This is a genomic window from Clostridium moniliforme, assembly GCF_017873235.1.
Classification (GTDB): domain Bacteria; phylum Bacillota; class Clostridia; order Clostridiales; family Clostridiaceae; genus Clostridium; species Clostridium moniliforme.
The window spans coordinates 172,354-198,663 of the sequence record NZ_JAGGJZ010000004.1 but is presented as its reverse complement, the minus strand read 5'-3'; the positions used below and the strand labels follow the sequence as shown (position 1 = coordinate 198,663).

Below are 26,310 nucleotides of genomic sequence, written 5' to 3'. Positions count from 1 at the left end.
TGTATTAATTCTTTCATTCATAAATTTATTATATCCCTTTTTTATTTTTTACACATAATAATACACCAGTAACTAATATAAAAATATTACAAAATATTTCTGTTGAACATCTATAAAAAAACAAATCAAAGAATTGAGTTAAAATATTACCTATTAATAAACTAAATATTAAAATTAAATATCCTATCCATTCTGAATTTAATACTTGTTTTATTTTTAAATAAATATAACCAATATTATTTATTTCTAATGATACCTCTGACAATTAAATCTTACCTGAATTCTCATATCTTTCTGAATTAGTATGTGCATTTCCTTGTATAGTAACTCCTATTATAGCTGTAGTTAATATTAAACAGAATAATCCCTTTCTCATAAATCCCCCTTATTTGATTTTTACTTTCAATTATACAATACTACATTTTTTATTTTGGGTAAAATTTATTATCAACTTAATCATTATATTATTTAGTTTTTTAATTTATGTTTCTATTAAATTATAAAAAATTCACTATTTATAAATTAATATGTTCAAATGGAAAAACACATCTATAATATTTCTCCATCTTTTATATTAATAATTCTATTACAATACTTTGCTATAACTGGATTATGAGTTACTATTAGGATTGTTTTCTTTTCTTTTTTATTTAACTCTAACAATATATCCATTATCTTCTTTCCATTGTCCTCATCTAAAGCGCCTGTAGGCTCATCTGCTAATATAATTTCTGCTCCTTGAACTAAACTTCTCATAATAGCAACTCTTTGCTGCTGACCTCCAGATAATTTACTAACCTTTTTATTTAATATTTCTTTTAATCCTAAAATTTCAATATAATCATTAAAATTTATATTATAATTCTTCTTACCCTTTCTGTACTCTAAAGGTAACATTATATTTTCTTTAACTGTTAATTCTTTAATTAATGCAAAATTTTGAAATATAAAAGCTATCTTTTCATTTCTTATTTTTGCAAGCTCATCAAAACTTTTATTACTACAATCTTCATTATCTAATAAGTATTTACCGTAAGTTAGTTCATCTATACATCCTATTATGTTTAGTAAAGTTGTTTTACCTGAACCTGAAGCTCCCATAATTGCAATAAGTTCTCCCTCTTTTATTTTTAAATTAATATCCTTTAATGCTTTAAATTCACTTTCTTTTTTCCCATAAACTTTACTCACATTTTCTAATAATATCTTCATTATTTTTCTCCCCCAATTAAATTAATAGCCTTAATTTGAATAATACTTTTAATTGGAATTAAAGTTATTAAAATTATTATTATTAAAAGAATAACTCCAGTAATTATAGTATTAATTTTTTCCGATTGAATTGTAAACCATCCTCCACCAGCTAAATTAATATATTTATTTAAGTAGATTCCTATGATAAAAGATATAAAAGCCATAATTAACGTCTTTATTAATACAACTAAAATAATATCTTTCTTTTTAGCTCCTAAAGATATTATTATTCCTAATTCTTTTTTTAGTTGATATAAAGAATACAATATACTTCCGGCTCCCCCAAGGAGTATTAATATCAATAATATACTTGTCCTCATTAATGAATACTTTACAGCTCCTAATATTTTATCCTTTGCCTTCTCATATTCATCTAAATTACTATTTATACTTATATCTAAATTATGCTTTTTAGCTAATTTTATTATGTCACTTTGATAGTTATCATAATCTCCTTGAATAAACTTTATATTAATTCCACCTAAACTTGCTAATTCTCCAAGTACATTATCTTTATAAAAATCTTCTTCTTTTAATATAACAATCATTGAATCATCTAAAAAAGGAACTATATCATAATACAATCTGTCAAAATATAAAGGTGTATCCCCTTTAGATATTCCTGCTACTTCATAAGACTCTTCATCTCCACTTAGTCCAATTTGTAATTTAAGCTTATCCTTTATCTCTACATAATTTTCAAATTTCTCTCCTAATATTAGTTTATTATAATCTTTGTAAGTTAAATCTCTACCTTTTTTAATATTTATACCTAAGTCCTTATAATATCCATAATCCATAATTCTTATAGGAATTAATTCTTTAAATTCATCACCAAAATCTTCAACAATTGTTCCATTTACAGAGTAAGGCATATGTATTTTTTCTAAATAACTTACCTTTAATCCATCTACTGTAACTTGAGTTGGATATATTAATCCAATATTTTTTATTATTTTACTTTTATTCAATTCTTTATAAAATTTATTCAAATTTTCATTTTCAGAAAAGAAACTATTTGGAGCCAAAGAAATTTTATAAGCTCCTTTTTCATTCCATGAATATGAATCTAGCTTATTCATATATCCAAATACCTTAATTTCCTTTTGAATATTATAAATTAATAGCGTTGCTATGGCTAATTCAACTATTAATAATATGCTTATAAACTTATTCTTCTTTAAAAATATTTTTAGTATTTTCCCATTTCTCATAATAACCCCTCTATCTTAAATTATCTTGAACATTAATTTTTCTTATATCTTTCAATAAATATATTGCTATAAATAAAGAAAGCCACAAGCTTATATTTAATGAGATTAATGATGATTTAAAGCTATATTCTATTACTGAATGTGTTACTACTCCAATAATATTTGTTGTTAAGTTTATAAGTACTATATTTACTAAAAAAGCAATTAAATTTAATACTATTAATTTCGTAAATATGTCTATTATTAAATCTACTCTCCTTGCTCCTAATATCTTTTTAATGGCAATATTCTTTTTTAAACCTTGAGTCCAAAATATTGATGATATTATACAATTTATTAATCCTACTAAAACTCCTAAAATAGCTGTCTTTATAAATCCAGTATTGTATAAAAATACTGATTGCCAAGTTTTAGTCTTACTATTACTTCTTGCTACTTTAGAAAAGCCCTTATACTTTTTTTCTAAAATATTTTCTAAATTTTCATTATAATCTGATTTATAAATATTAATTATATTATTTCCTTTTTCTCCATAAATTTCACTATATAAACTATTTATAGGTATTATAATCCCATGTCTCCAATCAGATATTTTATCTGAAATATAATCAACTACCCTAAAACTTTTTCCTTTTAAGTCTATATAATCTATACCATCTTTTTTATAAACTAATTGCTTATTTAACTCTCCTACTATAGCTATATCCTCTTTATTTTTATAATCTTCATCTTTAAAGTAATTTTTATTTTGGGTTTTTAAATATTTTTTAAAACCACCATAATTGTTTACTCCATATACCGTTACCTTTTTAAAGGCATCTCCTATAGGTTCCATATGATTTAATGGCTCTGTTATAAATGGAATTTTTATATTTTTAAGTTCTTCTAACCTTATATTTTTTTCTTTTAAACTTATTGAAATATTTTCATTGTAAAATACACGCTCTCCATCATAACTTCTAAAAGCTGAATTTAACATTTGTGATACTATATCTATAGAAAATATTGATATTATAATAGAAATCATTAAAAAAGTTGTTGTTATAGGGGTTGCTATTAATTCTTTTATACTTTTCATATATACTCCTAAACTCTAAATTTTTAATTTATATTCTATATAATAACATTTATTTACATTTAATTTTGTATTTTATTGTCTGAAAAATTATAAAAATACAAAACAAATTGTATTAAAATTATACAAAATTCGCTATTTATAAATTAATATGTTTAAATAAAAAAGTACTAACCTAAATAACGATTAGTACTTAAAATCTCTCGAATTTTAAAATTAGGTTTATTTAATTTTAATAAAATAAATTCTTATAAATATTTTTTGTAGTCTTCTTTTCCTTCAAGATCCTTTAACAAATGTTTTATTTCTTGATCTCTATTTTTATCCATTACAAGAAGTACATCTCCAGCTTCTACTATAACTAAATCTTTAATTCCTAACCCTATAATTAAATTATTTTCTCCAAATACAGAACAGTTCTCACATTCTTCTAAATAAACATTTTTTGATACTGAATTACTTCTACTTTTATTCAAAAATCTACTTAAAGCATTAAAGCTACCAATATCATCCCAAATGAAATCACACTTAATAACATATGCTTTTCTAGTTTTTTGCATAACTCCAAAGTCTATTGATATACCATCTATTAATTTATATTGCTCCTCTATGACTTTTTCTTCGTCCTCTTCTCCTATGTGCTTATATATTTCCATAAGTGGTTTATGCATTAGTGGAATATATTTTTCTATTTCTCTTAATATAACATCTGCTCTAAATACAAACATACCTGAGTTCCATAAATAAGTTCCCTTATAAATAAAATCTTTCGCAACTTCAAGATTAGGTTTCTCTGTAAATCTAGCTACCCTATAAGCAGGTCTTTCTCCACTAATTCTATCACCCATTTCAATATATCCATAACCTGTTTCTGGTCTTTGAGGATGTATTCCTAAAGTTACTATACATCTTCTTCTATTTGCTAGTTCAACAGCTTGAGTTAAAGTTTCTATATATGCTTTTTCATTTTCTATATAATGATCTGAAGGCAATACTATCATTACTGCATCTCTATCTTTTTTAAGAAGTTTAATTGCAGATAAACCTATGCATGTTGCAGTTGCATAATATAACTAAATAGGTCTTTAATTATCTTTCCACTTTCCAATTAATATTTATGACTCCATTTGTGCTAATTTCAATTTTTTTAATTACTTCTTTTATCATTGAATTGCTCCATTTTTCTACTGGAACTTTAACTATACTTCCAACATCTTTTTTAAAGTTTTTAACATTATCCTTTGGAATATTATTTATTTTATCTTCTAAAACCTCTTTATTATTTATTAAAGTATTTAATGTGTTTGAAATACTTTCATTTTGCAATTTAAATTGAATAGCACTTATAGTTCCATCTGAATATAAATTTAGTAAATTATTCGATAGCATAATTTGCTTATCAATTTGTTTATTAATACTTTGCAATTCATTTTCTAATGATATTTTAACATCATTTTTATCAACTATTTCTATACTATCAAATTTACTCTCAATCATATTATCAAGTTTTCCTTTAATATAGTCTATTAATACTTCTTCTTGAATATAATTTGATTGATGTCCACAAGCTACTCCAACTTTTTCATATTCAACACAATTATAATACGGCTTTCTATTCTTTTTTCTCCTTATTCCCATGCTACTACCACAACTACATTTTAATAAGTTACTAAATAAACTTACATTAGATGCTCTTTCTATCCCTTTAATACTAAATCTTGCCTTATGTGCCTTTTCTGAATTAGATTTAAATATGTTATTTGCCCTTAAAAATGTTTCTTCATCTATAATCGCTTCATGATTATTATAATGCTTTATCCATTCTTCCTTTGAAATTTTATTTATCTTTTTGATTGTTACATCAATAGACTGACTTTTGTTTTGTACTAAAGTACCTAAATATACTTCATTTAATATCATATTTTTTATAGTGTTCGCTCTCCATGTGCCACCTTTTTTACTAGGTACACCTTCATTTGCTAAAATCGAAGCTATTTTATTAGTTCCATTCCCTTGTAAATATAATTTAAAAACTCTCCTAACTGTTCTTGCTTCCTCTTCATTTATAATAAAATTCTTTATATTTGAATCATAATCATATCCATATGGTGCAATACAATTGTATATCTTACCAACTTCTTTAAAATGCTCAAATACAGTCTTTATTCTTTTACTTGTATTTTGTGATTCTTGCTCACTAATCCAACTAAATAATCCAAATTTTGTTGAATCTGCTTCACTATCTAAACTATCTTCAATAAAAATTATTCTAATTCCACTTTCTCTTAATTCTTTTATTGCTCCTAACGTTTCAATCATATTACGCCCAAATCTAGAATAACTTTTACAAAGTAAAATATCATATTTCTTATTTTTTCCGTCTTCAAGCATTTTAAGCCACTCAACTCTTTTATATGCCTTTGTTCCACTTATACCATCATCTATATATGACTTATACAAAATGTAGTTATTTTTTTCTATCCAATTATTATATATTTCTTCTTGATTTAAAATACTTGTTTTTTGACTATCCATTTCAGTTGATACTCTTGAAAAAGTTGCTACTCTTTTCATCTGTTTCCCCTCCTTTACTATTTATTATAACAAAAAATAGTCTTGTTAATATTAAAGTTAAACAAGACTACAAATATTATTTAATGCAGTATTTAATTTTTTATCTCCATATTTATTTACAAAAGTATAAATTTTTTTCCCTACTTTTTTTATCTCTATATCAATATCTGTATCACTATAAATACTCTTACTTTGTCCACTTTTTAATACTTTAATTTCATTAGTATACTCTTCAATTGAAACATACTTATTAATCTCCTCCATTTTTATTCTCCATATATTTGCTTAATAATTTATATTAAAATATAGCGATTTTTATACCTATTTCTTAAGTTTTCTTTTCACAGATATATTTACATAAATGTCTATATACTTATTGCCTATATATTTGCATTAATCATTTAAAAAGTAATTTTCTTCTGTTAATACCTTTCTTAATGAGTTTAATGTTATACTTTCAAGAATAATGGAATTAGTATTATTATCAATTAAATTATATATTTTTACATAATTTGGTTTTCTATTAGCTTTATAACCTTGACTTACTTTTTCTAATCTATACTTATATTCTGTTTCTAAAATTCTTTTAATCCTCCAAAAAGAATAATTATTAAATTTCTTATTCATAAAAATATCCTTTTTTTAAGCTATTATTTTTTATTAAGTAATTTTCGAAAAATTTCATCACTTACTTTTTCAAGTTTAAATTCAGTAATATTAGATATATTTTTTTCTATTAATCTATCTTTTAAATTTAATTGACTTTCGTCTATTTTTTCTATGAAAGGGAAAAATTTCATTAGTTCATTCTCTATATCCTCATTTGTTTTTTCTCTGCTAGATACAAACTCTGAAATAATATTATTTTTATAAACTATTTCTTTAGAATAATTCATTTTTTTATTATCCCATATAGATGTAAATATATAATCTTTATTCATACGAATATGTATCCCACAACGTCTCTTTAATTGAGTGATTGGCTCATTTTCTTCTGTAAATACATTCTGATAAAATGTTTCTAAATCTAATACGGTTGTTAAAATTATCAAATCACAATAAATAATTTTATTCTTGTATCTAGACTTGATTGAGCATAAAGTATGGTTATCTAATAACTTAAGTAAATCACTAAGTCCCATACATGATGGTCTAATATCATCAATTATCAATGCAGGTTGCTGAGAATATCCATCTAAGATATCATTTGAACCAGAAGAAACATAATAGGCTAACCCCTTACTTTCACAAATTTTTTTAGCTAAAGTTGTTTTTCCTGAACCCGATGTTCCTGTAATAAAAATTACAGAAGTATCTCTTTCTTTTACAGTAGCTTGTATATGTTCTGCACGAACCTTAAATGCTTCATTTATTAATCTTGATTTATATGTTAAGATTTTTGGGTCTATTTCAATTGTTTTGTTATATTCTCTTATTTCCCCATTAAGTATTCTATCTAAAATTCCATCTAATTCATTTTGTTCTTTTTCATTATCAATAACTCTTTTCACATTAAAATTTGCAGTTACTTCATTTATTAAATATTGAAACTTTTCAGGCGCATTAAGGTGAACTAAATATTTTATTGCATCTTCAAATTTCTTTGACTTAATTTTAGAAACAAAATTAGGGTTAAGATTAAACCATTTACTTATATATTTAATATTTTGAGGTTGATTATTTTTAAATCTCATAATTAAATGAATATGTGGTTTTTTCAGTTCTCCATTTTCATTCTTATCTTTATCATGAATTATATAAGCATATTCTTTAATACAATCTTTTTCATTTAAAACCTTTTTTATATTTTCTATATTAAAAGTTTCAGTAATTTGACTAACTACTTCACATCTACGAAGTGATAAGCTTTTAGACATAGTTTAACCTCCTTTTTCTACATTTACTACGGTTTTCTACGTATTCTAAGACAAGCCCATAGAATACGTATTGCTTTAAAATAAAGGGTTTTAATCATTTAAATTACTATTTCTACTTTTCTACATAAAATTTGAAACTCATATACTTGTAAATATAATTTACAAGCGCCTTATTCCTAGTAATGGTCTGACATTACGCCTAAAAGCTTCATTTACAAACCATTACTATAAACAAGGTTTTTAATTAATTTAATAATATATTAAAGGTTTTTAATTCTATCAAAATTTTGCTCAATAAAATCCCCTTTTTTCTTGATTATGCTTAACCCAGTATTATTTAATGCTAATCTTATAGATAATCTATCTTTACGTAGCTCTATCAATATATAATTTTCTAAATCATTGCATACAATGTTGTGATATTCTAATATAATAGATAGAACATTAATTACATCATTTAATATATCTTGGGATAACCCTCTTTTATCTTTAAAATTAATGTTATATCGTATTCTAAACCACATATCAAAAGTTCCTTCTTTAAAATTTACATCGGCAAATGTACAAGACATTGAAAGAAATCTATTTTGTGTTTTTTCTAAACGCTTCATTACACTTGATTTTTTATATCCAGAAGTACCATTATCATCAATGGCAATTTCTGTTAAAATCCACCATTTTATTTCTTCCATATTATATGAGTTATACCAATCTATTAAAGCCTTTTTCAAATATTGAACAATCCTAGGCATAAATGTCAACCTCCATATCTTCTTCAGTAACAATAGTAAAATCATCTGCTATAACATATGTCCCCTTAATAAGAACCTTTCTTTCGTTTAAAAAAGAGTATGGTAACACAATTGGATCGATTAAATCTATCCATATCCCGTTAGATTTTATTACATCCTCTTCTGTTATCTTACTATGCAATGTATTAATTCTAACTTTGAAATTCCATCTAAAAAAATTATTTTTTAATTTTTCGCATCCACAAGATAATTTTATTGCTTTTAATTCATTAGTTTTTTTGTCATTTATTAACTCAATACCAGTAACACAAACACGACATGTATTAGTAATATCATCAAGTGGTGTATAAACTTCATTAAAACCAATTCCATTACTCATAATTACTATATCCTCCTATATAACATCGTTAATTAAATTTTTTATAAGATAGTAGTAGAATTTATGTTACAATATATTTACTAAATAAAGGTTATTTACAATACTCTACTACTTATCTCCTCTAAAGTTTAATAAATAAAAGATAGCTATTTTTCTTTTATTTACTAAATAAGAGTAGTTTTTATTGTAATATATTTATTAAAATTATATTAAAATCATTTATCACCTCCATTTATAAATTAATTTTAAATAAAAAAACTATTATAAAAACTCCATTTTAACGGTCAATTATTAAGATTTATAATTATTAAAAAGAAGCTCTTCAATTTTAATATTTAACACTAATATAAATGCTCCAAGATATTTAAATGGAATAATCTTTTTCTTTAAAATTCTTTTAATTATTCTAAGATCACCCGGTTCATCAGGTTTGTCCTCACATATAATTAAAAGTATTTTTTCTAATGTAACACTATGTTTTAAATCTATTTCATATTTTTCTAAAATTCCCCTTGAAATTTCCTCCCCATCTATAAAATATAAGTTATTAACTTGAGAAATTTCTTTTTTTTCTAGAATTTCATTAATAATCTCAATTTTAGATTTATTTAAGTTAATTTCCTCATTACAGATAATATAAGTAACTGGAATATTGAAAAAAGAAGAATACTTATTTAAATCCTCATATGTTACCACTTGCTTTCCATTTTCTAACTCATAAATTTTTGTTTTATTAACTCCTAATTTTTCACCTAACTTTCTTTGTGATAAACAATAGCTCATTCTAAGTAATTTTAGAATACTTCCAATTTTTTCATAATTAATTTTCATGAAATCACGCCCTTTCATTGGACATATAAAATTTCATGTTTTCTAATTATGTAGTTCTTAAAAGACTATATGTTTTTAAAAATTGAGTTTTTATAGGTGATGGTATTATGTAGCATAAACATGCTACTTATGATGTGTTTTTACTTTTAAATATATCTGTGAATTAATATCTAACCAATTTCTAATAATTAATATATAATCTATATGTTTTTCTTTATTTAGAGACATAAAAAACTCACTTCTAAGGTATTTCAATATTTTAAAACAAAACATTAAATAGTAATCATTTAGACCTTTGAAAGTTTCAATAAAACTAAAAATATCATAAATTACAATTAAAGTATCTTAAGCAAAATAAAAAAGAGTACCTCAAAAGGTACTCTTTACTATTGTAATATTAATTACTATTTTGTTTAACCACAACCACCACATTTATGACCAACTATAACTGTTTCTGTCCAAACTTTTTTATCTACTACCCATTTCTTTTTGTATACTGCATCGTGATGAACTTTCTTAGTTCTTACTTGAACTTTTTCCCATTCTGAGTGGTATCCACTATATTTCTTATTACCTGCTAACATTTGCTCTTTTATATTAGTTCTTGTATTTCCAGTTATATCTTTACCAAAACCATTACAGATTGATCTTTCTCTTTCTTCATATACTGGTACTTCTTATGTTAAAGCTGGCTTAACTAAAACATTTTCATAATGTCCTTGTTCTTTATGATGAACTTGAGCCACTATTACTATTTGAAGTACTTCCACTATTTGATAGTTTGCTTTCAGTAGAACCAGTATTGGCATTAATATTAGTAGCTATTGTTGAATCATCTTTACTATCTTCGTTAAAAGTAGTCCCATTATCTTTATTTTCTGTTTCATAAACTGCCCTATTATTTTCTTTATTTTCGTTTGTAAGTGAAGTAAGTTCTTTATTATCATCAATAGCTGTTAATGATGTAGTAATATCTTTATTTATAAAAGTATATCTTATTAATACTATAAGTCCAACTAATAATAGTATTCCTATTATTAATAGACTAATCCCTTTCTTTTTACCATTAAATAAATTTTTCATAATATAAGCTCCACTTATTAAGTGGTAAATTTCCAATCATATAATAACAATGCATTAAAATTTTACTATATTTACAGTATACACCCAAAAGATACTTATATTATAAGAATTTTTATTTTACTTTTAATCTTACAACACTATTCCTCACTTTATTGTAAATAATTATATAATCACTATAGCCAAACAAATACTTTTTACTATGTGAAAATTTAAATAATAACTTTACTAACTAGTATAATTCTTAAAAAGATTTAGTTATCTAAAATATATTGTTTATTTGATTAAAATAATTTATTTTAATATATAATTTATCCTAGCTGAAATATTATTATTTTTCCATTTTAATATTCCTATTTACCTATAAATTCCTCTTATTCTTCCTTATTATCATATATTTTAAAAATATTTTTTATTTCTAAAATTTCTTTTTCAAATTAATAAAATACACTCTTCTATTTTTGTCACTTTTGTAAATCTTACAATATATATTTAGTTTTTTTCTGTTTATTTAACTTATAATAATATTCATAACAAAAAGGTAATTATATATAAAAATTATAATTACCTTTTATCATTGTCTATATTTATAATTAATAATTATCCTTTTTTAAATTTAAAAACTTTATACTATAACGCATTATTGCTTAACATTAATTTTCTCATATTATAGTTTTTATAGGTATGTCCAGCTTTAATAAATTTATATGCAATATAATTAGCAAAATCTTTTTCATGAGTAGCTACAATTATTTGAATATCAGAGAATTCATGTCTAATTAAATCTACAAAACCTACCATGTTTACATCATCAACAGTCTGTAATGGATCATCTATAAGCAGTATATTAAATTTATTTGAACAATAAACTTTATTCATACATAATAAAAATGCAAGCGAAACAGATGTAAGTTGACCTGAACTCATAGAATGAATTATATCTTGATCATTATTAAAATTACTAACTATTTTAAAATTCTTTAATTTCGTATTATCTATTTGAATATTATTACCACCAAACTTTTGTTGAATAATTTTTGATGAATAAACATAAAGTAATGGCTCTATATCCTTTATTATATTCTTTTTATAAGTTATTATGGCGTCTTTTTTTATTTTCACGTAATACTTTAATTCATTTATTACGTCTTCTAACTTACCTGTTCTACCTTCAAGCTTATCAAGATTATTTTTTAGAACTGATATTTCCTTAGATACTGAGTTATAATATAAGAAGTCTATATATTTTTGCTTTTCTTTTACTAATTTTAAAGAAATTCTACTTAATTCATCTACATCACTATCTAGATATTTTTCATAATACCTTTTGAAATTCATTTTTTCTAATTTATCATTTATTTCAGCAGTACATTCTGGAACATTTTTATCAATTAGATTATATATATCCATATAATCATTTTTACTTATATATCCTTCTACAGTCATTTTATCTTGAATATTTACTTTTATAATATCTAGTTCTTTAATAATTTTGTCCATACTTTCTTTATAAGTACATGCTTTCTTTAAAGTTAATACATATTCTTTATTCACCATTTCTTTTGTATTAATCTCTATTTCTTTTAATACATTATCTATAAATTTATCACATAAATCCTTTTCTACCTTTTCTCTTTTTAATGTATCATTATTACATAACTTCTTTAATTCTTGTTTTTGATTTTCTACAGCTTTTAATAATTCCTCTTTACTTGTCCAATCATTTCCACACAATGGACATACGCTATCTTGAATTACTCCTACTAACACATCATTTTTAAACATATTCATTATCTTTGTTCTTGTACTATTCATATTGCTAATAACTGATGATAAAGTATTCTCATTTTTTTTAATTTCTTCAATTTCATTAATGCTTTTATTTAATTCTTTAACTTCTTCATCTGAATAATCCATTAATTTCTTTATTATATCTATATTTAAATCCTTATATTCTTTATTTTCTATATGCTGTTTTTCATTTATTAAATTTTGCTGATATTCATATAAATTACTAATTTTTTTATAACTATCTAGTTTTTTATAATAATTCAATGTATATTGTAAAGAATTATCCTTCATACTTAATTTATTAATATCATCACTATATTGATTTAATAAATACTTATATTTATTTCTTTTTATAAATAATAAACATTGTTCTAAATTACTAGATACATATATAAAATCATCTAATTCATTCTCAATTTTCTTATAATTACTCTCATTAACATCATAGTTTTCTTTATCCCATACAACATCGCTTTTTATAAATAAATTTACATATCCAACATTATCTTTCTTTTGAGATACTATTTTATTTTTTTCTTCTATATCCTTTTTAAAACTTTTAATATTTGCCTTATATATTTTAAGAACTTTATCATATCGTTTCTGCACTTTCTCAATATTACTAACAGCTTTTTCTTCAACATTGGTATCAAATAGAAAATCTAAAGCTTGAGTACGCTCCTTATCACCTTCTTTAAAAAAAGCTAAATTTTCGTCTTGTGACAAATAACAACACTTATCAAAAATTTCATTAAAATTAAGTATTCCAAAATCCTTTAACACAGAATTTTCTTGTCCTTCTTCAACTACTTCATCATTTAATTCACATATTAATTTGAATTTTTCGAATATCTTTTGAGGGTTTTTTTCTATTGATTCTTCTCCTAAATGTTCAGGAATATATTTTCTTATTAATTTTAACTTTTTATTTTCATCCACCAATGTAACTGAAACTTCTGCTTCTTTACTTTCATCTTTTACTAAGATAAAATTTTTATATGCATTCTTACCATCAAATAGTTGTGCATTATTATCTACCCTTTTTATTCTTCCAGTTAACGCTAATTCTATTGCATCAAATACTGATGTTTTTCCATACCCATTCGGTCCATCAAATAAAATGAGATTATCTTTTTCTACATCAACTATATTATTAAACTTATCAAATAATTTAAAGTTAGTTATACTTACATTGCTTATTTTTATACTCACCTTATGACACCCCCAAAATCATCTAACCATTTTTCTAATTTATCATCTTCTAACTCACTTAATTCTTTATATATATTTTCACATTGCAACTGTTTCTCATCACTAAAATTATTATTATTTAATTCAATTTTTATATACTCATCCAGAGATTTTAATTGATTTCCATTTGACTTAAAATATCTAGTATAATTTAAAAATGGAAATTTTGTGAACATATTCATTATTAAATCATATTCAAAAAATTCAATATTTTCAGCTTTAAATTTATCAAAATTATTTTTATCTGAAATAAATTCATTACACAACTCATCAAAATTTTCAATTGTTTTCACATAATTTAATTGCTTTTCCGAATACACGAGAACATTTTTTTTGAAGTAATATAAATCTTCTTCTATATCACATACATTCTTTTCTAACTCATTCATTTCATCTTCTAATCGGAATTTTTTATATTCATCATTAGATATGCAATAATAAACAATACAGCAAGTATTCTTATCCATTGCTGGTTTATATTCATCATAATTAATATTTTTTATACCTTCGTAAAGTTTTTCGTATTCACCCTTCAATCTAGCCATCTCTTCATTAGTATTTATAAATACATTTAAATAATATGCTTCTTCTACTTCATCTTTAGCATATACTACATCATAGCCATCGCATTCATAACTTTGAAAAATATTCATATTAAACTCATTAAATAACTTAACCATAAATTCTTTCATTATTATTTCTCCCCACTTATAATCTTATCTACATCAACAATTTCAGGATTTTTGAAATTAATAAAATAATTTTTTTCCTTTTCCACTATTTCTTTTTCGTAAGCACTTTTTATTACTTCGCTGTTCCATATACTAGAATCTGCTTCTGCACCTTTTACTATTATTTGATCTGCCTCAAATAAATTAGCTAAATCCTCTTTCTTCCTATTATCTTTAACATTCGTTTCAATTCTTTCTATCACTCTTTTTAAACTTTTTTTGTCCATTACAAATATTCCACTTAAAAATTTAGTTACTTTATTAATATTGTATATGCATCTATTATCTTCAAATATATAGTCAGATTTTATTTTATGTATACCTTTAAAGAAACAATTTAATATTCCATACTCCTGCATTAGACCATTTATACATTCTCTCTCGCTAAGTATCCAAGTACAATCTGGATTTAAATTATTACAAAACCCTCCGAAATCTTCTTCTGATAATTTCAGTAATTCTTTTTCAATATTTTTTAATTTACATTCATCACTGCTACAAATATCTTCACATTCGGTATCACAATACTCATAAATATGTTTATAAAATACATTTTTTAATGCTAATATATTAAGCTTCTTTTCATAATTATCTAAACTATCATTTAAAATACTAATTATCTCTGAAAATATAATTACACCCTTTTCAGCTTTATCTCCAAAAGTTTTATGCCTCTCAGTAATATTATTTATTACTCTTTCAGTTAATAAATAATATATATATTTTATTTCATCTTCACTATAGTTACTTCCATTTTTAGATGTATATTCTTTTATTAATTCTTGAATTTCTCTTTCTAAATCACCATATTCAATATAACTTTTATCTTTGTACTTATATACTTTTACATCACTATTGAGATCACTTATGTGTATATATTCTTCAACTTTATCAATATATTGATCTAACTTCTTATCTACACATAAACCATCCTTTAAACATTTAATAATTTCATCTCGTGCTGTAGTGTATTTACTTCTATTAATGCTAAAATAATTTTTCTTTATGATTTCTAATAATCTTTTTCTTGAAATAGTTGTTAGTTTCCCATTCTTTTCTCTTTCAGCATATTTTTTTATTATTCTATATGTTTGCTTTACTTTTCTTTCTACATGATCCATCTCTTCTGATATATCACCCATTTTAATATCAGATATATTTTTTCTCACATGAAGATATGCTTGTACTTCTCTAGTTTCTAATTTTACAGCAGCCTTTTCATACATTAACTGCTTTAATGCTTCCATATAACTATTTAAAGTTGTATTTTTTTTTGATTTTACTTGATGAATAGATAAATATTCTATATCATCATTCTTTTTGTAAACTACACTTACATCTTCTAATCTTTCTAGCCTTAGTTCATAATTTGACATTTCTTCTTCTCGAACACTACCATCTAATATATACTTTAAAGCAATATATATAGCTACATAACCTTGATATATAAATCCTCCCCACGTAGGTACAGCATCATATTCAAACAATTCAGTTTCACTCATACTTATCCCCCTTTTATCCATTAAATTCAACAAGATAATTATACCATGGTTTGTTTGTTTTGTTATATTATGCATAAAAACTTTGAGCAATACTCTTTTACGCTTAAACCTATTTAGTTATAAGTAGCAGTTTCTTTGTTCATAGGTTCTGTAAAAATATTGTCTTTATTAATATCAATAAGTTCATTTTCAATTTTTTCTTTATACTCCTTATTTGTAACTATATAAATATTATTTTTTTCAATTAACGGGGTTATTCTATCTACTGTATTAACTAAAAAACTTTTATCATTTATTACTCTTAAGAATTGCTTAGGTTTTTCTGATCTTGATAATGGGTATAGTCTACTTCCTCTACCTCCAGCTAATATAAGCCCGTATATCAAATTTTTTCAACTCCATATAGTGCTTTAGTTTATTCTATGTTTTTTACTTAAACTGTGTGAAAAATTAAATAAGAACCATACTAAATTAGTATAGTTCTTAAAAATAATTATTTAATTCATATATTGATTAACTAACTCATAGCATCTTTTTTCAGTTTCACTACTTAATGTTCCTAACTTTACTAAAGGAGCCATAGTTCCTCCTTTATATTGATCCATTGCCTTCTGAGCTTTTTCTTCTTTTATTTTAATCCATCTTATCTCATCTTTTTCTAATTGTTTAAATTTATCCTTGGGTAATTTTGCTTTTAAAGTACCATATATATCATTTAATGCACTATCCCATTCATCATATACATTAGAAGCTTGACTTCTCATTTCAACTGTAGATGATCCAGTTACACTATTTTCTGTTTCTTCTTTTATCGCATTTAATCTACTTATATAGTTTTTCTTATCAATAGCTGCATTTCCCAAGTAACCTGAAGATCCACTTTTTTCTTCTGATTTATTAAGTTCAGAATTCACTCTTCCCTTTAGATCTTCTAATTGTTGTTTTTGATCTTTATTTAAATCGCTTTTTTCTAGCTTATCAACTAAATTCTTTGCTTCCTTATAATTTTTCTTACTTATCTCATCTCTTATTTTATCTAAATTTTCATTTACTTCTTTGCTATCTTTAATTGCCTTGCTTATTTTATCCTTTAAATTACTTACATCATCCTTGAATCCACTATAATTAGAATATTCTTGATTCATTTCATTTATTTTTTTATTTGCTCCATCAAAATCTCCTTTATCAAAAAGATTTTTTGAATCTAAATAATTGTTAACCATATCTTTTAGTTTTACTGCTTTTTCATTATTAGGTTTATCCTCTAATACTAAATCAAAGCACGCTACCGCTTCTTGATATTGTTTTTGTGTCATTAGTTCAATTCCTTTATTTACTTCTTTATTAACTCCTGAATTTTTGTAAATAAAGAATGATCCTACTCCTAATATAGCTATAATTAAAATAACTATAGGAATTATGTATTTCTTTTTCATAGAGCTTATCCCCCTCAATTTTAATATGTCTTTATTATACAACTTTTTATATATTTTATTAACTTATCAGCCAATATATATTTAACCTTTATAAGTTAACTTTCTCTATATAAATTGATTATATTTAAAATAATATATATTTAAAAAAACTACATATCTAAATAATTATTTCTGATTTTCTAAGTATATTAACACATTAAATTTTTATTTTTTATATAAGCTATTTTTACACTATCAATTTTTGTTAATATAGATTAATCATTTTGTTAAATTTCTCATTAAAATCCACCAATTATATTCCATATGTTATAATAACTTTGTTAATTTTAAATTTGATAAAAGGAGTTTCTACTAATGAAAAAGTTTTTTCAAAAAGAGCTAACTAGATTAAGCAATTATATTTGGTTTATTGCTATATTTATTTATATGCTAATTTTAGCTGGTTCTACTAGTCCATTACTAGGTAGTGCTACAAGTGACAGTGGTATCTTTATGGAGGTTGGTAAAGAAGTATGTAATGGTAAAATTTTATTTAAAGAAATTTTTGATCATAAGGGGCCTCTACTATTCTTCATAAATGCAATTCCTCAAAACTTCATCCATGGAACATTAGGAATATGGTTTACTGAATTTACATTTATGTTTATTTCTATAATACTTATATTCAAAATAAGCAAAAAATTCTTCAAAGAAACCATAATTTCAATAATTCCACCTATTTCTTACATGGCATTTTCAACTTACACCATACAATATGGTAATATGTCAGAAGAATATAGTAACTTTTTTTGCATAATAGCATTATATATTTTTATCAACTTTTACTTTTCTAAAAAGAAAAAAATTTCTAATCTTAGTTCAATTATATTAGGAATAACTTTTATGGCCGTAGTTATGATACGAATGAATAATAGTCCTACTATTGTTAGTACAACTGTTTTTATATTCCTCTATCTTCTTCTAAATAAAAGATTTAAAGAATGTATAAAATATTTTTTATACTACATATTAGGTTGTATAATTTGCATTATTCCTATACTATCATATTTTATATATAACAAAGCATTATATGATTTCTTTTATGGAACTTTTATATTTAATTTTATGTATGAGGGAGATTCTCTATTACATAACATTAAATTTTTACTATTTACTACTAGAAGTCATTTTAAAATAGTATTATGGATATTAATATTAACATCTTTATTTTCAATTATAATTTCTTTTATAAAGAAAAATTTAATCATGACAGTATTTTTATGTTTAAATATTATAATTACAGTAATTTCAATTTGTTTAAGCGGCCACACTTTTATGCATTATTTAATAACAGGTGCACCACAATTTGTATTATCTATAATAGTATTTCTTAAAGAATTAGATTTAAAATATAATTTACCAAATATAGTTTTTATTTTGATAATAATTATTACATCTACTTGGATTACATATTTTTGTGTAGATAGATTATACAAAGTTAAAACTAAAACTAATGATTATATAGAGAATTCAATTCAATTAGCTTCACATATAAATTGCAATAAAGATGAAGTATTTAGCTATAATCAAGAAGCTCGTTGGTTTTTTTTAACTAATATTTCTCCATGCAATAGATACTTTACTCTTCAAGATTGGTGGAATCTAACTGATAAAAATGTTTATAAAGAAATTAATTCCACATTAAAAAATAATAAACCAACATGGATAGTAACTTCAAACCCTAATAAAGTTTCTAATAAAGATCTAAGTAAAATGAAGGATAAATTTATCATGCAATATATAAAAAAGTATTATATTCAAATTAGTAAAAATAATTCTGGTATACTCTACAAATTAAAATAAAATTTTTAAAAGATCACTTAAAAACTTAGTGATCTTTTAAATTTATTAATAGTTTTATATTTATTTCTAAAACATTTAATCATATTAAAAATTAAAGTTAATATCATTCATGATTTATTCTTTTACCCAATAAACACTACAATCATCAGCACGTTCAATAAATCCATACTCTACTAAAGCCCTTCTAATAGTTGCATAATCTTCATATATCCTTTTTAAAATCCTATTTATTTCTTTTTCTGAATATTTCTTTCCAGTTGAAAAATTCTTGATAACTTCAGATAAAATTATTATTTTCTTTTTTTCTTTAGATGGATATATTTTTATAGCTCCATTTTCATCCATATAATTTTTAATTGTACTTTCTCTTTCCTTATTTGTAATGTTATATCTATCATCTAATGTAGTAGCTGTTTTATGAGCATCACATAATATATCTTTTTCTAATATATTTATATTTTTCTTAGACTTACTAGATAAAAGTTCCATCATTGCTAAAAATAATCTTGCTTGCTTTTCCTTTTCTCTTAATTTAAACCTATGATTTCTTATAGTTGATTGTGCAACTCCTAACTTAATAGCAATTTCTTTATCAGTTAATCCTGAAGCCATTAATATTAGTACTTCTCTTTGAATTTCTGATATACCAGTAAAAGTACTATTCATTTCAAGTAAATAATGTAGTGGTGACTTATGAATATTTTCTATATGAAGTTTAGTTGCTTTTTCTGCATCATAAAATGCAGAATCTATCTCATATATTCTACCCTTTGTAAATTCTTTTTCACAGATAATACATTTATAGCATTCCTCTTCCTCAATAAATCCTTTTTTAACCTCATCAATTGTTGCATCCCAAAATAACTCTTTATTATTTTTACCCATGTTCTAACACTCCTTTTATATTCATCCTTACCATCATTTTATGCTTTTAAAGGTATTTTGTCTATATATAAATAAACTTAAATAATTTTTGTTTACATTATGCTTTTCCCATGAAATATTTCTTATTAATCTATTTAATTATTGACTTAATTTTTTAATCAAATAATTCTTATAAAATATGCTATAATCATAAATGAAATTTTCAAATAAAAGTTGGTGATTAAAATTAAGCACAAAAAACTTAAAATATCTATTCTAATCATTGTAATAATTATTTCAATAGTTATTTTAGGAACCAAAATATACTCAAATGTAATTAAAGTAAATTATGAAAAAAATCTTTTAGGTGGTTTAACTATGCCAAATTCAATAGTATATGAGGAAAAAATAGATACACATAGTGGATTTCATGGTGATGGAGATTATTTTGCAAAAATAAAAGTCTCTAAAGATGATTTTGATATTTTATATAAAAAAGCTTTAAATTCTAAACAATGGAAGTCCCTTCCTATAGAAGATAAAATAGCAATTCCACTTTTATATGGTGGAGATTATAATAATATATCCTATGGTACTTTAGGTAATGGTAAAAAGATTCCTAAAAATATTAAACATGGATTATATTATTATAAAAATAAATATAAAGAAATGTATCCAGATGATAAGGACAATTATGACATTCCATTTAATTATATTATTTCAGTTTTAGATAAAGATAATAGCCTTATATATATTTATGAATTTGATTCTTAATAAAAGAGATTGCCTTAAAAATAAAGCAATCTCTTTTATTATTTATTTAAACTAACATATAATTTTACTGTACTAATACTTATAAATTAATGAATCTTTCTATATCTTTTTTTACTATATCTAAAGAACTTCTCCAAAAGTTTATATCATGTACATCTATTCCTGCAAACTTAGCTACATCATAAATGCTAGCCTTTCCTGCAAGCCCTAATATTTTATTATATTTTTCTACAAAGGAACTTCCTTCTTTTAAATATTGACTATATAGTCCCTTTGCAAATAACAATCCAAAGGCATATGGAAAATTATAAAAATTTCTTTCTGCATAATAATAATGTGGCTTATGAATCCAAGCATATGGGTCTAATGTTTTCTCATCTATTGCCTCTCCATAAGCTTTCTTTTGAGCTTTTATCATTATTTCCTTTATTTCCTCTACAGATAATTCTCCATCTTTTCTTCTTTCAAATACTTCCTTTTCAAATAAAAATCTAGCATAAATATCTACTATTACAGATGAATTATTTACAAGTTCTGCTCCAAGTATTGCTAAGGCTTCCTCTCTATCTGCATCCTTTAAAGCTGCATTTCTAACCATTGTTTCTGAAAAGATTGAGGCAGTTTCTGCAAGGGGCATTGGATATTTAGTATTTAATAATTCTTCCTTAGTTAGTATCATTCCATGATATGCGTGACCAAGTTCATGGGCAAGGGTGCAAACATTTTTAAAACTTCCACTAAAACTACATAGTATTCTGCTTTCACCTATACAGTATAAATTTGAGCAAAATGCTCCCCCTCTTTTTCCACTTCTAACTTCTGCATCTATCCATCTATTATTAAATGCTTTAGTTGCCATATCTCCCATTTCTTTTGAAAATGAATTAAAATGTTTTACTATAAAATCTTTAGCTTCTTCATAACTATATTTTTTATTAACATTTCCAACTGGAGCCATAATATCATAATAAGGTAATTTATCTTTATGACCTAAAAGTTTAGCTTTTTTCTTAAAATACTTTTGAAAATCTTCTAAACTTTCTTCCATAGCTTTAATCATGGAATTTAAGGTTTTCTCATCCATTCTTGAATCTATAAGAGTTTTTTCAAGAGGAGATTTATATCCTTTCATATCACATATAGTTATTACTTCTCCCTTTATTCCATTTAAAGAGGCACCTACCCCTTCTTCTATAAACTTATTACTTTTTTTCTCTGACTCTGCTGCATTTTTTCTAAGTTTTTCATCACCACTAAAAAGCATATTTTTAACTTCATTTATTCCTAAAACTTCTTCTTTTCCATCTATTATTATAGGAACCTTATGATTAGATGTTAATGTATTTCTTAAATTTTCCCATGCTACTGAACCTGTAAGAGACATTTTTGCTATAGAAACTTCCACATCTTCACTTAATATATATTTACTTTTATTTTTCATTTCCTTTATTATAAACTCATACTTTTTAAGTTTTTCTTTAGAATTTATAACCTTATCTATATTATCTATTTTTCTTAAAAATTTTATGAAGGATACTTCCACTCCTTTAATTAAGGTTTCTTTTTTTCCAAGTAATTCCAAAGTTTTTTTTGCTTCATCATTTTTAGAATCTGCTGATAAAGTTAAACTTGCAAAGGCTTCTAATCTTCCATAAAGAAGTTCATAAGAAGTTTTAAGCTCTAAATACTCTTCTATCTTTTCTCCTTCATTAGAATTATCCTTTAAATTTTCTTTGGCCCAAATATTTATTTCCTTTATTTTTTCATCTAAGGCTTTTATATCTGAAATGAAGTCTTTCCCATTAAAATCATTATATAGGGATTTTAGATTCCACTTCATATTAAGTGGTTTATTATCCATAAATACTTCCTCCAAATTCAATATATTTTTAATTTAATTATACCATTTATACCTATGCATATTTGTATTTCATACTTTTATTTAAATAAAAAAAGAAACCTTTCCAAAATTATATAAGTTAAAATAAAACAAAATAATACTGGTCATAAATATTACAGTGGGATTAAACTCAAGAATTTTTAGTAAGAAAATTTTTCTGCATTAACAATATCTCTTATAAAATTGCCTTTTGGAAATGTTTGCCTTAAAATTTATTTATTATTTTGTTTTTTATCCTAATTATATATTTCTAAAAAAGTTTCTTTTTATGTATAGTATATTATATTAAACAGTCTCTATTTTTAAGAGATCATTTTTACCAAAATTATTATCACTTGAATCTATAACTAATATAGTATCAGTCCTATTTGCTATATTATTTTCCAAAACAATTTCTCTAGCAATTAATGAAAAATCTTTATTTTTATATTCATCATTTATAACTGGAATTACACCAAATTCAAATGATAATGATCTAGCTAATTTATTATCATTTGTTACTGCAATTATAGGTACTATAGTTCTATATCTAGATATACACTTTACCTTTTTTCCATTAGATACTTTAACTACTATAGCTTTAGTTGGAAATTTTATTGCAGTTTCTGCTACTGAATAACTTATTAATTCATCATAATTTTCTATTTTTTCATTTTTAAATTGATTTATTATTTCTTCATAATTTAAATGAGTTTCTGCATCCTTTGCAATTTTACTCATAGTTTTAACTGCTTCTAATGGATATAATCCAGATGCACTTTCTCCTGAAAGCATAATAGCATCTGTTCCATCTAAAATAGCATTTGCAACATCCGTTACCTCTGCTCTAGTTGGTCTTGGATTTCTTATCATTGAATCTAAAAGTTGAGTTGCAGTTATAACAACTTTATTTGCAATATTACATTTTTTTATTATACTTTTTTGTACTATTGGAACTTGTTCTAAAGGAATTTCAACTCCCATATCTCCTCTAGCTATCATTATTCCATCAGATGCTTCAATTATACTATCTATATTTTCTATTCCTTCTGTACTTTCAATCTTTGATATTATTTTTATATCTTCTCTTCCATTTTCTTTTAAAACTTCTCTATATTCATCTACGTCTGAAGCTTTTCTTATAAAAGAGGCTGCTATAAAATCTATATCATTTTTACAAATAAAGTTAAGATCTCCTTTGTCTTTTTCTGTTATTGCAGGTAATCCTATTTTTACATTTGGAACATTTACCCCTTTATGATTTGATATTTTTCCACTTGTTAATATAGTACAAATAATATCTTTATCTATTACTTTATTAACTTTAAACTCTAATAACCCATCATCTACTAAAATAACATCATCAGATTTTACTTCTTTATATAAATCTTTATATGAAATAGAACATTTAGTGCTATCTCCTAATATTTCTTTATCACATGAAAATATAAAAGTTCCTCCCTTTTCTAAAATAACTGAATCATTTTTAAATTTATCTGTTCTTATTTTAGGTCCTTTTATATCTGCAAGTATTGCAGTTGAAGTATTTAATTCTTCTCTTAAATTTTTAATTTTATTTATAATTTCTAAATGACTTTCATGAGTTCCATGAGAAAAATTCAATCTAGCAACATTCATTCCATTTATTATAAATTCCCTTAAAATTTCTTTTGAATTACTTGAAGGACCTATTGTAAATATCATTTTTGTTTTTTGCATTATAATCACCTCTTATAATTGTTATAAAAAAACTTAACATCAATACTAAATTAATGATGTTAAGCTTTTTTATTTTATATTAATAGCATTTAACGGTTTTTTATTAATTTGTAGCTTTGTTTTTATTTACTGTTACTTGAAGAATAATTAGTCCTAATAATGCACATACTGCACCTATTAGCATAAATATAAAGGCACCATTCCATCCAAATTTATCTGCAAAATAACCAATTAAAAGATCTGCATTAAGTTGTCCAATAAGATATGCAGTTAATCCAGCAAAACCATCTGCAGAACCTACTGCAAACTTTGGAACAAGATCAATTAAACTCATATTAATAAGCATTGCTGGTCCATATATAAAACAGCCAACAAAAGCAATTGCAAGCATTGATACTAAGTAACTATCAGTTTTCCAATATATAAATACTGCTACTAATACTCCAAGCATACATATAATTCCAAGTGGAGCTCTATTTCCTTTAAATACTACATCTGATAGCCAACCAATTAATATAGTAGCTGGAATTGCTGCATATTCAAATAACATCATTGCCCAGTTAGCATCTGCTAATGAAAAATGCTTTGATTGAGTTAAGTATATTGGAATCCAATCAACCATACCTTGTCTTACTATGTATATAAATATATTAGTTATAGCTAATATCCAAACATATTTGTTTTTTAATACATACTTGAACATTATATCTCTCATTGAAAGATCACTTTTGTCTACATTTTTTTCTTCTTCTAAAACTTCATCTCCATAGTATTCAGGAATTGAAGGTAATCCTACAGATTCTGGAGTATCAGCACCAATTAAAAACATAATAATAACAATAGCTATACAAATAACTGCTGGTAAAAAGAATACACTTTGATAACAATTAGCACCAAATATAAATAGTGATAAAGTTCCTAAAGGTCCAACTAATCCACCACCTATATTATGAGAAGTGTTCCAGGTGCTCATCTTAAGTCCACGTTCATTTTTTCTAAACCATTTTCCTATAACTATATGACATGCAGGTGCTCCCATAGCTTGGAATATACCATTTAATATCATTAATATTACAAATATCCAAAGATTTTTTGTAAATCCTAACCCTATATTAATTACAGCTGAAGCTAAAAGCCCTGCACACAAGAAATTTTTAACATTTGATTTATCTGCTAATGTACCTAATATAAATTTACTAAGTCCATATGAAATTGCAAAAGCACTACTTATAAGTCCTATTTCTGTTTTTGAAAAATGTAAGTTGTGTACTAATAATGGGGATGCAATTGCAAAATTCTTTCTTACTAAGTAGAAAGACATGTATCCTATCATTATCATAATAAACATACGAATTCGGTAGTTTTTATAAGTTTTTTTAATTTTTTCTTCTGGTAAACGCTCTATTGTTGGAGCAGGTTTTAAAAAACCAATCATTTAACAGACCCTCCTTAAAAATATAATTTATAATTTCTATGAGCTTATGT

At 23.9% G+C, this 26,310-nt stretch carries 23 protein-coding genes and 2 pseudogenes; 2 read left to right on the top strand and 23 right to left on the bottom strand.

Annotated elements, in window-relative coordinates; translation table 11 throughout:
* Window positions 1-28: 28 nt before the first annotated feature.
* The 19 genes and pseudogenes from J2Z53_RS08475 to J2Z53_RS08385 all read right to left on the bottom strand — a co-directional run bounded on the left by J2Z53_RS08475 (window position 29) and on the right by J2Z53_RS08385 (window position 17,747).
* Window positions 29-265: a hypothetical protein gene (locus J2Z53_RS08475; RefSeq protein ID WP_209797056.1), complete on the bottom strand. Its 237-nt coding sequence runs from the start codon at window positions 263-265 to the stop codon at window positions 29-31.
* Between the two features lie 284 nt (window positions 266-549).
* Window positions 550-1,212, bottom strand: a complete 663-nt coding sequence (locus tag J2Z53_RS08470; protein ID WP_209797055.1) for an ABC transporter ATP-binding protein — start codon at window positions 1,210-1,212, stop codon at window positions 550-552.
* Entirely contained in the window at window positions 1,212-2,468 is a 1,257-nt protein-coding gene (locus J2Z53_RS08465; protein ID WP_209797054.1) for an ABC transporter permease, read from the bottom strand. The genes J2Z53_RS08470 and J2Z53_RS08465 overlap by 1 nt, the downstream gene beginning before the upstream one ends.
* A 10-nt stretch (window positions 2,469-2,478) precedes the next feature.
* Window positions 2,479-3,546 (bottom strand): ABC transporter permease, encoded by a 1,068-nt coding sequence (locus tag J2Z53_RS08460; protein ID WP_209797053.1) that lies wholly within the window; start codon window positions 3,544-3,546, stop codon window positions 2,479-2,481.
* A gap of 245 nt (window positions 3,547-3,791) precedes the next feature.
* Window positions 3,792-4,604 (bottom strand): annotated as a pseudogene (locus J2Z53_RS08455) (mannose-1-phosphate guanylyltransferase); the annotation flags it as partial.
* Between the two features lie 28 nt (window positions 4,605-4,632).
* A complete protein-coding gene (locus tag J2Z53_RS08450) occupies window positions 4,633-6,117 on the bottom strand; it encodes a recombinase family protein (RefSeq protein WP_209797052.1) in 1,485 nt (494 codons plus the stop codon).
* Window positions 6,118-6,174: 57 nt separating this feature from the next.
* A complete protein-coding gene (locus tag J2Z53_RS08445) occupies window positions 6,175-6,381 on the bottom strand; it encodes a hypothetical protein (RefSeq protein WP_209797051.1) in 207 nt (68 codons plus the stop codon).
* A 129-nt stretch (window positions 6,382-6,510) separates the two neighbouring features.
* Complete coding sequence (locus J2Z53_RS08440; RefSeq protein ID WP_209797050.1) at window positions 6,511-6,744, bottom strand: hypothetical protein; 234 nt, start codon at window positions 6,742-6,744, stop codon at window positions 6,511-6,513.
* 23 nt (window positions 6,745-6,767) lie between these two features.
* Window positions 6,768-7,994, bottom strand: a complete 1,227-nt coding sequence (locus tag J2Z53_RS08435) for a Rep family protein (protein ID WP_209797049.1) — start codon at window positions 7,992-7,994, stop codon at window positions 6,768-6,770.
* 260 nt (window positions 7,995-8,254) lie between these two features.
* A complete protein-coding gene (locus J2Z53_RS08430; RefSeq protein WP_209797048.1) occupies window positions 8,255-8,746 on the bottom strand; it encodes a hypothetical protein in 492 nt (163 codons plus the stop codon).
* A complete protein-coding gene (locus J2Z53_RS08425) occupies window positions 8,739-9,125 on the bottom strand; it encodes a hypothetical protein (protein WP_209797047.1) in 387 nt (128 codons plus the stop codon). Before J2Z53_RS08425 ends, J2Z53_RS08430 begins: the two co-directional genes overlap by 8 nt.
* 291 nt (window positions 9,126-9,416) lie before the next feature.
* Entirely contained in the window at window positions 9,417-9,956 is a 540-nt protein-coding gene (locus J2Z53_RS08420; protein ID WP_209797046.1) for a helix-turn-helix domain-containing protein, read from the bottom strand.
* A gap of 413 nt (window positions 9,957-10,369) precedes the next feature.
* The gene (locus J2Z53_RS08415) at window positions 10,370-10,540 is read right to left on the bottom strand and encodes a hypothetical protein (protein WP_209797045.1); all 171 of its coding nucleotides are present in this window, start codon (window positions 10,538-10,540) and stop codon (window positions 10,370-10,372) included.
* Window positions 10,541-10,682: 142 nt separating this feature from the next.
* A complete protein-coding gene (locus tag J2Z53_RS08410; RefSeq protein ID WP_209797044.1) occupies window positions 10,683-11,039 on the bottom strand; it encodes a hypothetical protein in 357 nt (118 codons plus the stop codon).
* 627 nt (window positions 11,040-11,666) lie between these two features.
* Window positions 11,667-14,039 carry an AAA family ATPase gene (locus J2Z53_RS08405; RefSeq protein ID WP_209797043.1) on the bottom strand — a complete coding sequence of 791 codons (2,373 nt, stop codon included), beginning with the start codon at window positions 14,037-14,039 and terminating at the stop codon, window positions 11,667-11,669.
* Complete coding sequence (locus J2Z53_RS08400) at window positions 14,036-14,770, bottom strand: ABC-three component system middle component 1 (RefSeq protein ID WP_209797042.1); 735 nt, start codon at window positions 14,768-14,770, stop codon at window positions 14,036-14,038. The genes J2Z53_RS08405 and J2Z53_RS08400 overlap by 4 nt, the downstream gene beginning before the upstream one ends.
* Before the next feature lie 2 nt (window positions 14,771-14,772).
* On the bottom strand, window positions 14,773-16,311 hold the full coding sequence (locus tag J2Z53_RS08395; protein WP_209797041.1) for an ABC-three component system protein: 1,539 nt from the start codon (window positions 16,309-16,311) through the stop codon (window positions 14,773-14,775).
* A 122-nt stretch (window positions 16,312-16,433) separates the two neighbouring features.
* Window positions 16,434-16,697: pseudogene (locus J2Z53_RS08390) on the bottom strand (sugar phosphate nucleotidyltransferase); the annotation flags it as partial.
* Between the two features lie 111 nt (window positions 16,698-16,808).
* Window positions 16,809-17,747 carry a lysozyme inhibitor LprI family protein gene (locus tag J2Z53_RS08385; protein ID WP_209797039.1) on the bottom strand — a complete coding sequence of 313 codons (939 nt, stop codon included), beginning with the start codon at window positions 17,745-17,747 and terminating at the stop codon, window positions 16,809-16,811.
* Window positions 17,748-18,101: 354 nt separating this feature from the next.
* Between J2Z53_RS08385 and J2Z53_RS08380 the strand changes: the two genes are divergently transcribed.
* Complete coding sequence (locus tag J2Z53_RS08380; protein WP_209797038.1) at window positions 18,102-19,589, top strand: ArnT family glycosyltransferase; 1,488 nt, start codon at window positions 18,102-18,104, stop codon at window positions 19,587-19,589.
* Window positions 19,590-19,703: 114 nt separating this feature from the next.
* Here J2Z53_RS08380 and J2Z53_RS08375 read toward each other — a convergent pair whose 3' ends face one another.
* Window positions 19,704-20,474 (bottom strand): DUF2087 domain-containing protein, encoded by a 771-nt coding sequence (locus tag J2Z53_RS08375; RefSeq protein ID WP_209797037.1) that lies wholly within the window; start codon window positions 20,472-20,474, stop codon window positions 19,704-19,706.
* Window positions 20,475-20,831: 357 nt separating this feature from the next.
* Between J2Z53_RS08375 and J2Z53_RS08370 the strand changes: the two genes are divergently transcribed.
* Window positions 20,832-21,227 carry a hypothetical protein gene (locus J2Z53_RS08370; RefSeq protein ID WP_209797036.1) on the top strand — a complete coding sequence of 132 codons (396 nt, stop codon included), beginning with the start codon at window positions 20,832-20,834 and terminating at the stop codon, window positions 21,225-21,227.
* A 79-nt stretch (window positions 21,228-21,306) separates the two neighbouring features.
* Here the strand turns inward: J2Z53_RS08370 and J2Z53_RS08365 are convergent, their stop codons facing one another.
* The 3 genes from J2Z53_RS08365 to pgtP all read right to left on the bottom strand — a co-directional run bounded on the left by J2Z53_RS08365 (window position 21,307) and on the right by pgtP (window position 26,260).
* Window positions 21,307-23,088: a M3 family oligoendopeptidase gene (locus tag J2Z53_RS08365; RefSeq protein ID WP_234925810.1), complete on the bottom strand. Its 1,782-nt coding sequence runs from the start codon at window positions 23,086-23,088 to the stop codon at window positions 21,307-21,309.
* A 324-nt stretch (window positions 23,089-23,412) separates the two neighbouring features.
* The gene (gene pyk, locus J2Z53_RS08360; RefSeq protein WP_209797035.1) at window positions 23,413-24,825 is read right to left on the bottom strand and encodes a pyruvate kinase; all 1,413 of its coding nucleotides are present in this window, start codon (window positions 24,823-24,825) and stop codon (window positions 23,413-23,415) included.
* A gap of 103 nt (window positions 24,826-24,928) precedes the next feature.
* A complete protein-coding gene (pgtP, locus tag J2Z53_RS08355; protein WP_209797034.1) occupies window positions 24,929-26,260 on the bottom strand; it encodes an MFS transporter in 1,332 nt (443 codons plus the stop codon).
* Window positions 26,261-26,310 lie beyond the last annotated feature (50 nt).

What these genes read in the sequence shown, in the direction of transcription:
- J2Z53_RS08470 (WP_209797055.1), bottom strand. Translation starts at nt 1,212, where the DNA reads ATGAAGATATTATTAGAAAATGTGAGTAAAGTTTATGGGAAAAAAGAA.
- J2Z53_RS08465 (WP_209797054.1), bottom strand. Translation starts at nt 2,468, where the DNA reads ATGAGAAATGGGAAAATACTAAAAATATTTTTAAAGAAGAATAAGTTT.
- J2Z53_RS08460 (WP_209797053.1), bottom strand. Translation starts at nt 3,546, where the DNA reads ATGAAAAGTATAAAAGAATTAATAGCAACCCCTATAACAACAACTTTT.
- J2Z53_RS08450 (WP_209797052.1), bottom strand. Translation starts at nt 6,117, where the DNA reads ATGAAAAGAGTAGCAACTTTTTCAAGAGTATCAACTGAAATGGATAGT.
- J2Z53_RS08445 (WP_209797051.1), bottom strand. Translation starts at nt 6,381, where the DNA reads ATGGAGGAGATTAATAAGTATGTTTCAATTGAAGAGTATACTAATGAA.
- J2Z53_RS08440 (WP_209797050.1), bottom strand. Translation starts at nt 6,744, where the DNA reads ATGAATAAGAAATTTAATAATTATTCTTTTTGGAGGATTAAAAGAATT.
- J2Z53_RS08435 (WP_209797049.1), bottom strand. Translation starts at nt 7,994, where the DNA reads ATGTCTAAAAGCTTATCACTTCGTAGATGTGAAGTAGTTAGTCAAATT.
- J2Z53_RS08430 (WP_209797048.1), bottom strand. Translation starts at nt 8,746, where the DNA reads ATGCCTAGGATTGTTCAATATTTGAAAAAGGCTTTAATAGATTGGTAT.
- J2Z53_RS08425 (WP_209797047.1), bottom strand. Translation starts at nt 9,125, where the DNA reads ATGAGTAATGGAATTGGTTTTAATGAAGTTTATACACCACTTGATGAT.
- J2Z53_RS08420 (WP_209797046.1), bottom strand. Translation starts at nt 9,956, where the DNA reads ATGAAAATTAATTATGAAAAAATTGGAAGTATTCTAAAATTACTTAGA.
- J2Z53_RS08415 (WP_209797045.1), bottom strand. Translation starts at nt 10,540, where the DNA reads ATGTTAGCAGGTAATAAGAAATATAGTGGATACCACTCAGAATGGGAA.
- J2Z53_RS08410 (WP_209797044.1), bottom strand. Translation starts at nt 11,039, where the DNA reads ATGAAAAATTTATTTAATGGTAAAAAGAAAGGGATTAGTCTATTAATA.
- J2Z53_RS08400 (WP_209797042.1), bottom strand. Translation starts at nt 14,770, where the DNA reads ATGAAAGAATTTATGGTTAAGTTATTTAATGAGTTTAATATGAATATT.
- J2Z53_RS08395 (WP_209797041.1), bottom strand. Translation starts at nt 16,311, where the DNA reads ATGAGTGAAACTGAATTGTTTGAATATGATGCTGTACCTACGTGGGGA.
- J2Z53_RS08385 (WP_209797039.1), bottom strand. Translation starts at nt 17,747, where the DNA reads ATGAAAAAGAAATACATAATTCCTATAGTTATTTTAATTATAGCTATA.
- J2Z53_RS08380 (WP_209797038.1), top strand. Translation starts at nt 18,102, where the DNA reads ATGAAAAAGTTTTTTCAAAAAGAGCTAACTAGATTAAGCAATTATATT.
- J2Z53_RS08375 (WP_209797037.1), bottom strand. Translation starts at nt 20,474, where the DNA reads ATGGGTAAAAATAATAAAGAGTTATTTTGGGATGCAACAATTGATGAG.
- J2Z53_RS08370 (WP_209797036.1), top strand. Translation starts at nt 20,832, where the DNA reads ATGCCAAATTCAATAGTATATGAGGAAAAAATAGATACACATAGTGGA.
- J2Z53_RS08365 (WP_234925810.1), bottom strand. Translation starts at nt 23,088, where the DNA reads ATGGATAATAAACCACTTAATATGAAGTGGAATCTAAAATCCCTATAT.
- pyk (WP_209797035.1), bottom strand. Translation starts at nt 24,825, where the DNA reads ATGCAAAAAACAAAAATGATATTTACAATAGGTCCTTCAAGTAATTCA.
- pgtP (WP_209797034.1), bottom strand. Translation starts at nt 26,260, where the DNA reads ATGATTGGTTTTTTAAAACCTGCTCCAACAATAGAGCGTTTACCAGAA.